Here is a 12937-nt window from a genome sequence, read left to right as displayed (position 1 = left end):
GTAAAAAAGGAGGGGAAGTTATGGAGCTGTTAATGAAGAGGATAGTTATTTCTACAGTGATTTTATTGATCATCGGACAATCTTTCTTCTTTTCGGTCGCATCTGCAGTTCAACCCTGGACTGGAAATACATGGACAGGTGATACATGGACTGGCGATACATGGGAAGGAACGCCTTGGGAAGGGAAAAGTTGGACCGGAGATACGTGGGAAGGCGAGAGCTGGGAAGGTGACGGCACGAGCGGCGACGGAACTTCGGGCGAAGGCACAAACGGCGACGGAACTTCCGGCGAAGGCACAAACGGCGACGGAACTTCCGGCGATGGCACGAGCGGCGACGGAACTTCCGGCGATGGCACGAGCGGCGACGGGACTTCCGGCGACGGCACGAGCGGCGACGGAACTTCAGGCGACGGCACGAGCGGTGACGGAACAGCCGGAGACAGCACGAACGGTGATGGCACTTCAGGCGACGGCACTTCCGGCGATGCCACAAATGCCAACGGAGCAACTTCTTCAGGTCCTGATGGATTTGAAGTGTTCAACTATGTAGCTAAAGACGTAATTCTTGGCCAAGTGAGTTTGGCTGGAGATTCATTGACTTCAAGCAGCGGAGAAATGGGCCGGGGCTCCGCATTCTTCTTATCAGGACTTTTATTGAATGGTTTAAAACTCGGAATCGACAGCCCAATATTGGACGGAATATCTGATGCCAACGATGCAGCGGCAAATAGTTTCACAGCTGCCCAGTCCATCAATACAATACAAAGCGCGAGAAACGCTTCCCAAGCTTCCACAGTCGGGGGGGCAATGAGTGGGGCGGCTACCGCAGGCTCGACAGCGATGGGAGCCTTGGGAAAACTGAATGTAGTAGCAGCAGCAGGTGGTGCTGTACTAGGTGGAATTGAAACATATAATGAAACCTTCGGTGAAGGAGGGGCAATTGATACGCTAAATAGTTCAACTGCCAGCGGTGCAGAAAAGACTGCCGAAGTTTCTGATGCGACGGCCAGTCTGGGATCTACTTTGATGAGTGCGGGTGTAGTTGCCGCTGCGATACCCGGCGGCCAAGCCATTGGAGCTGGAATAGTTGTTGCAGGTGCCGCATTATGGGGAGCTTCAAAACTTACTGGCTACGTTGCAAGAAATTGGGGTGGCATTAAGAGTACTGCTTCGAAAGCTACTGACGCCATCGCTAAAGGATGGAATTCTTTTACTGGATTGTTCGGCTAATGCTATTATTTAGTAAGACTGTTTAAAAGGAGAGATTCATCGATGAATGACCAGACTACTCAGCTGCTCCTGAAAAAAGTTAAGAAGCATAAAAAATGGACAGAAGGCATATTTGTAAATCCGATTTATTGGATGGTGAACGGCAAGCCTTATTACATGGCTGGATTCACCAAAAACAATGCGTCTGTTGCAACTGCTTATGTAACCCCTGGTGAAGAAGACCGGGACGAAGCGCTGGAAGCACAACGCCATTTAGCTCTTTTCGGTGATTTGAGCAATAATATTTTCAATATTGGCATGGATTATTTGAAAATAAATGCCGCTTATTTTACAAAACCTTTAAGCATCCCTGTTTCTACATCGGATCCAGCTGTTTTAGAAGGAAGAGAAGCTTTTGCGGAGCTATGGAAAATACAGCAAAACTTGACTTCATTAATAAAAGACTACAAGAACTATTATGAAAATGACGTATTAGTCCGCAAGGAAATCGTTGAAGCAGACGTCATGAAGACACAGGAAGCAGCAAACCTGCTGACCTTGTATCAGTACTTGAATTTACAGCTGCTCCTGGAAAAAAATGCTGAAATCAAAGCTTTTGCTTCTTTTCTTAAAAAATCTGAAGGCTGGAATGGTCTTGGGCAAGAACCGCAGAAGTTTGTTCTAGGAATCACCGATAACGCAGAAAAAATGCGCAAGAACCTGAACGGCTTGAATGTGATTGCAGATCAAGACTTCGAAAACATGAAAAAGCTGAATTACGATAAAATGATCGAAGACAATAAGAAAATCATCGAAGGCCAACGGCAATATATCCGCTATCCAAAATAAGAAACAAAAAAGCATCTTAGCCTGAAAATCGGCTAAGATGCTTTTTCTTAATCTTCGTCTTGAATATCCACATCGTCCGGAATAGGGATGGCACGCCATTCTTCAAGAGCTTGTTTAGCTAACTCAAGCTGCTGGAAATGCGTTTCGAACTGTGAGGTATTGATCAAGTACTGTTCTCCGTCATTGACTGCGCGAATACGGCCTTCAAGCACGTAACTCATCACTTGTTCTTCAGGCATTGATAGAAAAACGGCAGTTTCCGGGATTGTCATATACATATGATCATCTCCTCTCTTTTCTTTTATTATAATTGATGGAACAGGCTATCTCAAACTATAAAATTCATGATAAGGTTTACTACATTGATAAAATACAGGGAGTGTTTAATGTGAATTATTGGCCATATATTTGGGTTTTGCTAGGAGCGATGCTGTGGGGAACAACTGGGACCGCCCAAAGTTTCCTTGACGGGACTGCGCATCCTTTGACGATTGGGGCTCTGCGGTTGAGCATTGGAGGATTTACGCTTTTGGCATTTGTTTTATGGACGAAAAAGTTAATGTTCCGGTCGATTCCTTGGAAAGCGGTCTTTTTATCAGCAGCCACGATGGCCCTGTTTCAGCCATTGTTTTTTTCTTCGGTCCAATTGACAGGTATCGCGATCGGTACAGTTGTAGCTATTGGCAGTGCGCCGGTTTTTTCAGGCATTCTTGAATGGGCTGTATTAAGAAAAAAACCGGACCGTGTTTGGGCCATGGCGACCGGCTTGGCAATTGTCGGCTGCTTGCTGTTGTTTGCCGACAAGGACGCACCGGCGGTCAATCCTATGGGCATTTTGCTGGCGCTTAGCGCTGGCTTGTCGTTCGCCGCCTATGCGCTTATCAGCAAAAAAGTCTTGGAAAGAATGGATGCCGTTCCTTCAGTGGCTGTGATTTTCTCGTTAAGCGCTTTGTATTTGATGCCGTTCTTATTCTTTTTTGATTTGTCATACATAGCGGCACCTGAGAACTTAGGGGTTATTTTATACCTCGGCCTAGGAGCTACGAGTCTTTCGTATATTTTGTTCTCAAGCGGATTAAAAATCATTCCTTCTTCTTCTGCAGTGACGCTGTCACTTGCTGAACCGATGACAGCAGCGCTTTTAGGCGTTTTCATTGTCGGTGAAGTGCTTACAGGAATCGCTTGGCTAGGCGTTTTGCTGCTTTTGGGCGGAATTCTGGTGTTAACATTCGGCAGAAAAAAGAGCTATCCGAACAGCAAAGCTGCCTCTATGGAAAAAACACCTCTTTCTTAAGAAATTCTTCATATTTTTGATAAGCTCGGCTTAAGAATTTCCATTTACAATTAGGTTCATAGAGGGAAGAGGTGCAAGAAATGAGGCATACAGTGCTGGTGACAGACGATGACCAGGATATCCGGGACGGTATTGAAATATATTTGAAAAACGAAGGCTATAAAGTACTGAAAGCGGCGAATGGCCTTGAAGCAATGGAATTGCTTGAAGAAAATGAAGTGCATGTCATGATTCTCGATATTATGATGCCGAAAATGGATGGAATTTCGGCAACTTTTAAAATTAGGGAAACACGCAATATTCCGATCATCATGCTAAGCGCGAAAGTGGAGGATTCCGATAAAATCCATGGCCTGTCAGTAGGAGCGGACGATTATGTGACAAAGCCGTTCCACCCGATGGAGCTGGTTGCCCGTGTGAAATCACAACTAAGACGCTACGTCACTCTTGGCAATTACCAAGATAAGGCTCAGCATATTGAAATAGAAGGTCTTGTGCTGAATACAGAAGCGAAGGACGTGTCGCTTCACGGAGAGCCAATCAAACTGACGCCGATTGAATTTAAAATAACGGAATTATTGATGGCTAATGCCGGGCGCGTGTTTTCCATCCATGAGATTTATGAACGTGTCTGGAACGAACCTGCTTATAACGCTGAAAATATCGTGGCGGTACATATACGCAAGATTCGCGAAAAAATCGAGGCAGACCCAAAAAATCCGAGGTATGTAAAGGTGGTATGGGGCATTGGCTACAAAATGGAAAAATGATATATGGTCGGTAGTTGCGATTGTCTGTGCTTTGTTCAGCCTGCTCTACTGCTTTACCTTTATCTTTGAATTTTTTATAACTTCGCCGGTTGCTGAATTGCTGGCTTCTCTCAGAACCTTATCGAGAGGGGATGCTTAATCAGTGAAGAAATGGCTATGGCTATTCATTGCTTCATTTATCATAATTGGCTGTTTTAGCATTTTGGAACTGGGTTCGAAGTATTTTGGGAAATCCTATTTGGACACGGTTGATTTCGAGACGGATTTCGTTTATTTTACCGATCGTCTTATTGCCTTGGAATTGGATCCACTGATCGATGAGACTGCTGTACCGGTCACTTCATCGGAAATAGAGGAATACCGCAGCCGGAATGGTACATTAGCAGACCAACTCTTCAGTATCCGCAATCAGTATGAATCGGATATTGAGGAAGCCATTTCTGCTGGCAATAAAGATTTAGAAGAGGCACTTACTCAAGAACGGGAAAAGAAAGTGGAGGAAATTCGGAATAACTTCTCCGATGATGAAGCGGTTGTTCGAAAAATACTGATGGAACGGAAAGAGTCGATCGAACAAATAAGCCGGGATTCAGGAAACGAGAAAACGGATTTTTTAAAAGACACCGCGTATTACGTATACGAACTTACTAATCTTGAAACCGAAGAGACGTTTACAAAAGGGCAGCTGAAAGAGCAGCCGTATTTCGAAAAAACATATTCGAAAGATAATCCGTTGAGTTCGACAGGAGAGTATTCGGTAAATACGAATTCGGCATTTTTTAATACCGAATCGTCTGCTCTTCCGAATTCGAGTGCTGATTTCGTTGGGACCATACAGATTGATCGATCTTTGCTGGCGTCTTCGGGACAAGGTGTGAATTTCATGCAATTTACAGTTGTGAAGAGCATATTATACGCATTCGGCGCTTTGGTGATTGCTGGAATTGTCGTTCTGTGGACACATCTTCGATTTGAGCTGGAATGGTTCATTAAAACGCCCTTCTATGTAAAATGGTCGCGTTTGACAATGGATAGCCGCTTTCTGCTGGCTGCCATCTCTATTGTATTTGCGCTTTTTGCCAGTTCGGAGCTGTTCTGGACAATGGCAAATACTTGGACCGATAACTATATTGGTTACGGATTCGATTTGGCTTGGAAGTTGATTGCGGCGCTCGGTTTAACGGCTTTAAGCTTGCTGCAGATCATTTGGCTGTTCGCCTATTACAGAAAAGGGCAAGTGTTCAAATATGAATTCCAGCAAAGCTTTATGCTGCGCAGCATCCAAAATGCACGTCAGGCTTTTTTGAATAAATCCATCGGCATCCAGACTCTTATGTTGTTGATTGTCGTCTTTTTCTGGGGAGCAGGGACACTGTTGCTGTTCATATACCCACAGATGGTTATTTTATGGCTGCCCGCTTCGGCATTGCTTGGACTTCCAGCTGTTTTGGTTATGCTGAACCGATTCGGCTATCTGAATGTACTGATGCTGGAAACAGAAGCGATGGCAAGCGGCCGGCTAAACCAAGAACTGCCGATTCGCGGCAAATCCCCGCTCGCACAGCACGCCAGACAATTAAACCGCCTGAAAGAAGGCGTCAAAATGTCCATGTTTGAGCAAGCCAAAAGCGAACGGCTGAAAACGGAATTGATCACCAATGTCAGCCATGATTTGCGCACACCGCTGACCTCGATCATCACGTACACGGATTTGATGAAAACACCCAATTTATCGGATGAGGAACGGCTGGCATACGCGGAAATCCTAGACCGTAAGTCACAACGCCTGAAAACATTGATCGAAGATCTGTTTGAGGTTTCAAAGATGGCCAGCGGCAATATAGAGCTTCAGCGCACACGAATAGATTTGAACCAATTGCTGCAGCAAGCGCTCGCTGAACATGCGGAAGACATCGGGCTTTCAGGGTTGGATTTCCGGGTAACCAATCCGAACAAGCCCGTTCATGTGCACGTCGATGGCCAAAAATGGTGGCGTGTTTTTGATAATCTGATTTTGAATGCCATCAAGTATGCATTGCCAGGCACTCGCGTTTATTTATCATTGAGTGAATCCGATGGACAGGCTGAATTCGTCATCAAGAACATTACCCGCTATGAACTCGGTGAAAATACCGATGAACTGTTCGAACGCTTTAAAAGAGGAGACGCATCACGGCAAACTGAAGGCTCTGGCCTTGGCCTTGCGATAGCCCAATCCATTGTCGATCTGCACGGTGGAGTGATGAAAATTGAAGTGGACGGCGACTTGTTTAAAGTGATGGTTTCGATTCATACTATATAAATAAAAACGAGGCTGTCCCGAAAGTCGATTTCACTGACTTTGAGGACAGCCTCTTTCAATTATACTTAGTGCATCAAGTGGCAATTGTAAAAGATTCGACTTAATATAAACAAAAAACCTCCCCTCACTGTGGAGGAGAGACGAGTTTATGCTGGAAGGCGTAGATGACGGCTTGTGTGCGGTCATGGACTTCCAACTTCGATAGCAGATTGCTGACATGGGTTTTGACGGTTTTCAAGGCGATAAACAGCTCATCTGCAATTTCCTGGTTGGTGTAGCCGTTTGCCAGCAGCAGCAAAATTTCCATTTCGCGGTCTGTCAGGTCTTCATGCAAGACATGGTCATGGCGCATCTGCTTCATCATTTTGCTCATCACTTCAGGTTCCAGTACAGACGTGCCGTTCATTGTTTCCCGAATTGACTCTGCGATGCGGGACGCCTTGGACGTTTTCAATATGTAACTGACCGCTCCTGCTTTTAATGCCGGATAGACTTTGTCGTCATCCAAAAAACTGGTAACAATCATGATTTTCGCTTCTGGCCATTGCCGGATAATGGCATCGGTTGCTTCCGCTCCGTTCATGCCCGGCATGACCATGTCCATCAGAATGACATCCGGGCGAAGGTCGAGCGCCATTTTTACCGCTTCTTCGCCGTTCACTGCTTCACCGACGACTTCCATGTCGCTTTGCGACTGCAAGTAAGCAGAGACGCCGATGCGTACCATTTCGTGGTCATCAACCAATAAGATTCGTATCATCGGAAACCATCCTTTCGATAGGGACTTTTACTTCTACGATTGTGCCTTCTGAAGGCACTGAAACAATTTTGCTGGTAGCACCGATTTCGATGGCTCTTTCTTCAATATGCTTTAGCCCATAGGAAGTTGACTTGGACTGTTCGCTTTCAAAACCGACTCCGTTGTCCTGGATGCGTAAAATAGCAAAGTCATCACGTTCAATAAATAAAATATGAACTTCGGTCGCTTTGGAATGGCGCAGCGTATTCGACAGTGTTTCTTGGGCAATGCGGAATAAGTGGTCTTCAGCCCCTTTTGGCAAATGAACTTCTTCCAACTTATGCTCAATGGTGAAATATACTTTTTCCTTTAACTCAGAGACCAGTTCAAACAACCCTTGGCGCAGACTTTTGTCATGGAGTGCAGCAGGGCGCAGATGCAGGAGCAAGGCACGCATTTCAAGCTGGGCTTGCTGCACCATTTTTTCAGTTTGCAATAGACCGGGAGATGCCCCTTCTTGTTCGGTCATCGAAGACAGCAGCATCGAAGCCGCAAAGAGCTGCTGGGAAACCGAATCGTGGAGCTCGCGCGCCAGGCGCTGGCGTTCCATGATCAGCCGTTCCTGGATGATCTGGTCTTGGGTTTCTGCCCGTTCATTGGAAATGCGCGCTAAGCTTTTGCGCTGGGATTCCAATAGCTTCTGCAATTTCAAAATTGAAGCGGATAAATGATTCGGCAAAGTTTTCATATGGGCCGCTTCAATGACGGTCTGGTCTTCGTTGCGGAGGAGGGCCTGGAAAATATCGTCGAGTTCCTGCACTTTCGAGCGCGTTAACGATTCAGACCACCAGGCGATTCCGGAAGACAAAGCGAGCATCAAGACGAAAAGCCAAATACCAAAAGGAAGACCGGCCACAAAATCTTCCCACAGGACTGACCATGTGCGTTCGGTGGGGAGCCCCAGAAGCACAATCAAAATACCGAAAATGATGATTGCAAATAAGCCCACGAAAAACAGGCCGCGCGGAAGAATCTGTTTCATCGGCGAATCACCTCGACATCTCCCATCCAAGTTGAAAGAGATATGATCAATTCGGTTTTATTGTAATCGTCTTGGCTGTACCCGTCTTCTGCATGAATGGTGCCGTTCCAGATGCGCTTTTTTTCGCCGCTGAAAAACTGGGCGTCGCCAAGAAGCGTCGTGTAATAAATGCGTACAGGAATTTCATAAGGCAAAACAATTTTGACTTTGCCAAATCCTTGCCGGATGGAAATTAAGGAAGTCTTTTTCGGTAAGACGGTCTGCGTTGCATCCACAAGCAAATCGCCGACAAATCCTTGTACATGGATGTCTTTCCATTCATAAGCTTCAATTGGGGTGCTTTGGGCAGAGAGGAATTTGTTTTGGATCAGGCCTTTATCGACCGCTCCTTGAATCGGGACACTTTGCTGCCATTCATCACCTTTCCAAAGGCGGATGAGTAAATAAACCGCTATTGAAAAGATCAGCAGCCGCAAGCTCCACATTGATAAGACGGAGATGCCAATCAGGATTATTCCAGTCCAGATGTAAGATTTTCGCGTTTTCGCACTTTTATTAATTGCATAGTAAATCAGTCCGATACCAAGAAGAACCAAAAATACACTGCCGTTTCCGAAAAAAGCAGCTTCCACGAAGATGAGAAGTAAAGCGCTCAGAATGATCAACGCCTGTTTGTTAGTAGTGAACTGTTGCATCGCAGTTTTGCCTCCTTCTTTGTATCGGAAAAGTGAGAAGAAGGAATCCTTCTTCTCATGTTAGTTTACCCAATTTCCTTTTGTTGTGCGCTGTTTTTTTCTAAAGCTTCCAGCCGGCGTTCCATTGCAGAGCGTTCATGTTCCTGTTCAACTTTTGAACCCAGTGTTTGGATGTAGGACGCCATGTCGTCATAAGACCCGAGACGCTCTGCTGCAAGTTCCGGATTTAAGACTTTGTCCATCTGGTGATGGGCACGCGTTGCATTTTCTTTGCCCATCAATTGAAGCTGGCGTACTTTCATGTCTTTTACTTTATGTTTCATTTCCTCATAGCGCTGCTCCAGCCCGTTTAATTCGGCCAGATTTTCTTCGATTGTCCGGTTTAACTGGGCTGTACGGTTGGAGTAAGCCGCCACTTCCATTTCAGCAAATGCTGACAAGTCGCTTTCACCTGAATTCTGCGCCAGTTGGAGCTGTGACTGCCGTTTTTCAAGCATGGATAGCGCTTCAGCTAATTCTTTTTCCAGCTTGCTGTTCAACTTAGCTTGGCGCTCCACCCATTTCCCTGTTTCCTCCGTTTGCTTTTCAGCTTCCACGATATAACGGTTCAAGACGGCCAGTGGATTTTTTTCTTCTTTCTTTGATACCAGTGTATCTACGTCTGTTGCTACTGTGAATTTAAACCGTTCCCATAAAGATGCCATTTGTATTCCTCCTTATTTTGTAAGTTTGTCCCATTGTCTTTCGAAATTTGTGAACGGATCATCTTTTTTCGTGACAGTGACGGGGCGGTCATTCCAGTTGCGGTAAATCCACCATAATCCGGCAGCTGCTGCGACACCAATCAATGCCGGTACGTTGGAGATGGCTGACAGTACGCCCACGGCTCCAACAAATCCCCACCAGATTTTTGCTGCTGTCGATGTGCTTTTCAAGTAAAAATGCACACCCATGTAGAGAATCAAACCAGAGACTGCCAATCCCATGATGGCACTGAGATTGGATAGTACGATGATGCCGGCGACGATGCCCAGTGTAATCATCCAAAACTTATTCAATTTAATTCCTCCTCTCAATTTGTATCTTCATCTTATCAAGTGCTGAATCTTTTCAATACGGTCCCTGACTGCATCTTTTACTAAGACTTGAGGCGTAGTTTCGTTTAGGTAAGGTGGATTGAAATGTAAAATGCTATAATGTCTTTTATATAGTATGAAGAAGGGGGCTGCTCAATGAGAATAATCACTTACAGCATTACGGCATTAAGTATTTATCTGGCCATTGTCACTTATCTGGGCTGGAACGTATATGTATGGTTTGAATCATGGGCAGAATGGATTTATCCGGTGCTATTCGGCGTCATCTGGTTTATCCTTGCTTTCAGCTTTTTCATCGGGCGTCTGGGGCATAGATGGCTGGCATTTTCAGTGATTGGCGCTTATTGGTTCGCTTTCCTGGAATACGGCATTATTTTCTTTCCAATTGCGAACATAGTCAGCCTATTTGTGGAATGGGATCAAGAAGCTCTTATTCTTGGAAATGCAGTGGCGATCATTTTTGCTTTGATTTTTATTGCTGGTACATTTCTGGCTTATAGCCCGGTTGTCCGTGAATTGGAGATAACTGTCGACGGTCCTGTTTCAGAACCTCTTCATATAGTAGTAGGGTCGGATTTTCATCTGGGTGTATTATCAGGCAGACGGCATCTTAAGCGTTTTGTCACAAGATCCAATAAATTAGAGCCGGATGCCGTCTTGCTTGCCGGAGATTTAGTGGACGATGACCCGGTATGGTATGCACGTTACGGAATGAAAGAAGAGATGGAGAAACTGGAAGCTGAATTAGGCGTCTATGGCGTTTTGGGGAACCATGAGTATTACGGCAAAAAAATCCCTCTGCTGGTAAAGCTAATGGAAAGTTCCGGTGTGAATATTCTGCGGGATGAAACCATTTTGGTTGGAAATCGTTTCTATTTAACAGGGCGTGAAGACCGGACAAACGGCAAGCGCCATGCATTGGAATTATTGAAACCAGGAACTGAATTGCCGTGGATTATCCTGGACCATACCCCATCCGATTTAAAGACGCCGGTAGACTTGCGGGCAGATTTACATATATCCGGCCATACCCATAAAGGGCAAATGTGGCCGAACCGTTTTATAACGAAAAAAGTATTTGAACTGGATTATGGCCATCGCTTGACAGAAAAAACCCATTTCCTTGTGTCATCGGGTTTTGGATTTTGGGGACCAGCCATCCGTATTGGAAGCCGCTCAGAATTATGGTCGATCAAGATGAAATTTGAGCAAACAAACTAAGAGGAGCAATTAAATGGAACAGTGGATTACAACAATTATGTCTGACTATGGTTACATCGGAATCTTTTTACTTATTATGCTGGAGAACGTGTTTCCGCCAATTCCGTCCGAAGTGATTTTGACATTAGGCGGATTTATGACAACAACGACGGATATGACCATTCCGGGAGTGATTCTGGCTTCTACTGCCGGTTCAGTATCGGGTGCGTTAATATTATATGGAATTGGACTCCTTTTGGACGTCGAGCGCTTAGAGAAAATTGTGGAGAAATATGGCCGCATACTACGCATCAAAAAAGCCGATATCCACCGTGCTGATGCCTGGTTTGACCGCTACGGCATCTGGACCATCTTTTTCGGCCGGCTGATTCCACTGGTCCGCAGTTTAATCTCAATTCCAGCAGGGATGGCCAATACGAAATTTTGGCTGTTCCTGACATTCACTACACTGGGAACCCTTCTATGGAATACGGTCCTTGTCTTTGTAGGGGAAGCAGTAGGAGAAAACCGCGATCAGATTATGGAGCAGCTCGATATTTATTCGAACGTGGTCTATGCTTTGATTGCACTGGGCGGAATTGCAGCTATTTGGTTTTATGTTAAGAAAATCAGAACACGCGAAATAGATTGAATCTAATGTGGAAAAACTGCCGGTTGTTTGCCGGCAGTTTTTTTTATTGTTATAATTGTTTGATAATGGAAAAATGCTAGCACCTGTTAAGGCATAGAGGTACATACAATGGAATTGGAGAGGATCGGCATGAAACCAATCGTTTACATTACACAGAAGTTGCCTGATGAAGTTGTAGCAGGCTTACAGCAATCCTATGAAGTACGGATGTGGGAAGATGCGGAAACATCCGCTCCGCGTGAGGAATTATTAAAACAAGTGAAAGACGCGCAAGCGCTTTGGACGATGCTGCCGGATCAAATCGATGAGGAAGTCTTCGAAGCCGCCCCGAATTTGAAAATCGTCACAAATCTGGCGGTGGGCTACAACAACATCGATTTGGAAGCCGCCCATAAACATAAGGTGTTTGTCACGAATACGCCGGATGTATTGACCGAAACAACAGCAGATTTAACGTTTGCACTGCTGTTGGCAACGGCACGGCGCATCGTGGAAGCAGATAGAACAGTGCGATCGGGTGAATGGAAATCTTGGAGCCCGATGGGGATGACCGGCCAGAATGTCGGTGGAGCAACACTTGGAATTATCGGCATGGGGCGAATAGGAGAAGCGGTGGCGAGGCGTGCTCAAGGTTTCGGCATGAACGTACTTTACCACAACCGGACACGCCGAAGCCTGGAGGATGTAAAATATGCGGCATTGGATGATCTTCTGAAAGAGTCGGATTTTGTGGTGATTTTAACGCCGCTTACAGAGGAAACAAAAGGCATGATCGGTGAACGGGAATTGTCACTGATGAAAGAATCTGCTTGTCTGATCAATGTGGCACGTGGCGGGATTGTAGATGAAGCCGCTTTATACGAAGCGTTAAAAGCGAATAAGCTATGGGGAGCGGGTTTGGATGTTTTTGAACAAGAACCGGTTCCGACGGACCATCCGCTGCTTAGTTTGCCGAATGTGACGGTATTGCCTCATATCGGCAGTGCTACTGTCCAGACGCGGCTCGCGATGATGGCAATGAATGCAGAAGCCATTGCATCGTGTTTTGAAGGGCGCTCTGTAAAAAATCGAGTATGTTAGGGGATG

14 protein-coding genes are annotated in these 12937 nt (G+C 45.5%); 8 read left to right on the top strand and 6 right to left on the bottom strand.

Annotation, left to right across the window (positions count from 1 at the left end; translation table 11 throughout):
• Positions 1 to 20: 20 nt before the first annotated feature.
• Together ACSFXN_RS02160 and ACSFXN_RS02155 are read left to right on the top strand one after the other, a co-directional pair.
• Complete coding sequence (locus ACSFXN_RS02160; protein WP_437148565.1) at positions 21 to 1232, top strand: hypothetical protein; 1212 nt, start codon at positions 21 to 23, stop codon at positions 1230 to 1232.
• Between the two features lie 42 nt (positions 1233 to 1274).
• Complete coding sequence (locus ACSFXN_RS02155) at positions 1275 to 2060, top strand: hypothetical protein (RefSeq protein WP_437148564.1); 786 nt, start codon at positions 1275 to 1277, stop codon at positions 2058 to 2060.
• Between the two features lie 47 nt (positions 2061 to 2107).
• Here ACSFXN_RS02155 and ACSFXN_RS02150 read toward each other — a convergent pair whose 3' ends face one another.
• Positions 2108 to 2338 (bottom strand): helix-turn-helix domain-containing protein, encoded by a 231-nt coding sequence (locus tag ACSFXN_RS02150; RefSeq protein ID WP_300990241.1) that lies wholly within the window; start codon positions 2336 to 2338, stop codon positions 2108 to 2110.
• Between the two features lie 110 nt (positions 2339 to 2448).
• On the opposite strand from ACSFXN_RS02150, the gene ACSFXN_RS02145 reads away from it, so the two are divergent.
• From ACSFXN_RS02145 to ACSFXN_RS02135, 3 genes are all read left to right on the top strand, one after another.
• The gene (locus ACSFXN_RS02145; protein WP_437148563.1) at positions 2449 to 3354 is read left to right on the top strand and encodes a DMT family transporter; all 906 of its coding nucleotides are present in this window, start codon (positions 2449 to 2451) and stop codon (positions 3352 to 3354) included.
• Positions 3355 to 3434: 80 nt separating this feature from the next.
• Entirely contained in the window at positions 3435 to 4124 is a 690-nt protein-coding gene (locus tag ACSFXN_RS02140; protein WP_437148562.1) for a response regulator transcription factor, read from the top strand.
• A 142-nt stretch (positions 4125 to 4266) separates the two neighbouring features.
• The gene (locus ACSFXN_RS02135; RefSeq protein ID WP_437148561.1) at positions 4267 to 6426 is read left to right on the top strand and encodes a sensor histidine kinase; all 2160 of its coding nucleotides are present in this window, start codon (positions 4267 to 4269) and stop codon (positions 6424 to 6426) included.
• Between the two features lie 124 nt (positions 6427 to 6550).
• On the opposite strand, the gene ACSFXN_RS02130 is transcribed toward ACSFXN_RS02135, so the two are convergent.
• The 5 genes from ACSFXN_RS02130 to ACSFXN_RS02110 form a co-directional block, all read right to left on the bottom strand.
• Positions 6551 to 7186 (bottom strand): response regulator transcription factor, encoded by a 636-nt coding sequence (locus ACSFXN_RS02130; protein WP_437148560.1) that lies wholly within the window; start codon positions 7184 to 7186, stop codon positions 6551 to 6553.
• Positions 7164 to 8207 (bottom strand): sensor histidine kinase, encoded by a 1044-nt coding sequence (locus ACSFXN_RS02125; protein ID WP_437148559.1) that lies wholly within the window; start codon positions 8205 to 8207, stop codon positions 7164 to 7166. Before ACSFXN_RS02125 ends, ACSFXN_RS02130 begins: the two co-directional genes overlap by 23 nt.
• The gene (liaF, locus tag ACSFXN_RS02120) at positions 8204 to 8902 is read right to left on the bottom strand and encodes a cell wall-active antibiotics response protein LiaF (protein WP_437148558.1); all 699 of its coding nucleotides are present in this window, start codon (positions 8900 to 8902) and stop codon (positions 8204 to 8206) included. Before liaF ends, ACSFXN_RS02125 begins: the two co-directional genes overlap by 4 nt.
• A gap of 65 nt (positions 8903 to 8967) precedes the next feature.
• On the bottom strand, positions 8968 to 9606 hold the full coding sequence (locus ACSFXN_RS02115) for a PspA/IM30 family protein (protein WP_437148557.1): 639 nt from the start codon (positions 9604 to 9606) through the stop codon (positions 8968 to 8970).
• A gap of 12 nt (positions 9607 to 9618) precedes the next feature.
• The gene (locus tag ACSFXN_RS02110) at positions 9619 to 9960 is read right to left on the bottom strand and encodes an ABC transporter permease (protein WP_437148556.1); all 342 of its coding nucleotides are present in this window, start codon (positions 9958 to 9960) and stop codon (positions 9619 to 9621) included.
• Positions 9961 to 10134: 174 nt separating this feature from the next.
• Between ACSFXN_RS02110 and ACSFXN_RS02105 the strand changes: the two genes are divergently transcribed.
• The 3 genes from ACSFXN_RS02105 to ACSFXN_RS02095 all read left to right on the top strand — a co-directional run bounded on the left by ACSFXN_RS02105 (position 10135) and on the right by ACSFXN_RS02095 (position 12931).
• A complete protein-coding gene (locus ACSFXN_RS02105) occupies positions 10135 to 11220 on the top strand; it encodes a metallophosphoesterase (protein WP_437148555.1) in 1086 nt (361 codons plus the stop codon).
• A gap of 13 nt (positions 11221 to 11233) precedes the next feature.
• Entirely contained in the window at positions 11234 to 11851 is a 618-nt protein-coding gene (locus ACSFXN_RS02100; RefSeq protein ID WP_437148554.1) for a DedA family protein, read from the top strand.
• Positions 11852 to 11980: 129 nt separating this feature from the next.
• Positions 11981 to 12931 carry a 2-hydroxyacid dehydrogenase gene (locus tag ACSFXN_RS02095; protein WP_437149148.1) on the top strand — a complete coding sequence of 317 codons (951 nt, stop codon included), beginning with the start codon at positions 11981 to 11983 and terminating at the stop codon, positions 12929 to 12931.
• Positions 12932 to 12937: the final 6 nt, after the last annotated feature.

Source organism: Planococcus sp. 1R117A (genome assembly GCF_051417975.1).
Taxonomy (GTDB): Bacteria; Bacillota; Bacilli; order Bacillales_A; family Planococcaceae; genus Planococcus; species Planococcus shenhongbingii.
The sequence above is the reverse complement of the archived record's forward strand: the minus strand, read 5'-3'. Positions and strand labels throughout refer to the sequence as shown.

Bases quoted from the DNA above. Each gene is read 5' to 3' on its own strand.
- ACSFXN_RS02160 (WP_437148565.1), top strand. From the start codon at position 21: ATGGAGCTGTTAATGAAGAGGATAGTTATTTCTACAGTGATTTTATTG.
- ACSFXN_RS02155 (WP_437148564.1), top strand. From the start codon at position 1,275: ATGAATGACCAGACTACTCAGCTGCTCCTGAAAAAAGTTAAGAAGCAT.
- ACSFXN_RS02150 (WP_300990241.1), bottom strand. From the start codon at position 2,338: ATGTATATGACAATCCCGGAAACTGCCGTTTTTCTATCAATGCCTGAA.
- ACSFXN_RS02140 (WP_437148562.1), top strand. From the start codon at position 3,435: ATGAGGCATACAGTGCTGGTGACAGACGATGACCAGGATATCCGGGAC.
- ACSFXN_RS02130 (WP_437148560.1), bottom strand. From the start codon at position 7,186: ATGATACGAATCTTATTGGTTGATGACCACGAAATGGTACGCATCGGC.
- ACSFXN_RS02125 (WP_437148559.1), bottom strand. From the start codon at position 8,207: ATGAAACAGATTCTTCCGCGCGGCCTGTTTTTCGTGGGCTTATTTGCA.
- liaF (WP_437148558.1), bottom strand. From the start codon at position 8,902: ATGCAACAGTTCACTACTAACAAACAGGCGTTGATCATTCTGAGCGCT.
- ACSFXN_RS02115 (WP_437148557.1), bottom strand. From the start codon at position 9,606: ATGGCATCTTTATGGGAACGGTTTAAATTCACAGTAGCAACAGACGTA.
- ACSFXN_RS02105 (WP_437148555.1), top strand. From the start codon at position 10,135: ATGAGAATAATCACTTACAGCATTACGGCATTAAGTATTTATCTGGCC.
- ACSFXN_RS02100 (WP_437148554.1), top strand. From the start codon at position 11,234: ATGGAACAGTGGATTACAACAATTATGTCTGACTATGGTTACATCGGA.
- ACSFXN_RS02095 (WP_437149148.1), top strand. From the start codon at position 11,981: ATGAAACCAATCGTTTACATTACACAGAAGTTGCCTGATGAAGTTGTA.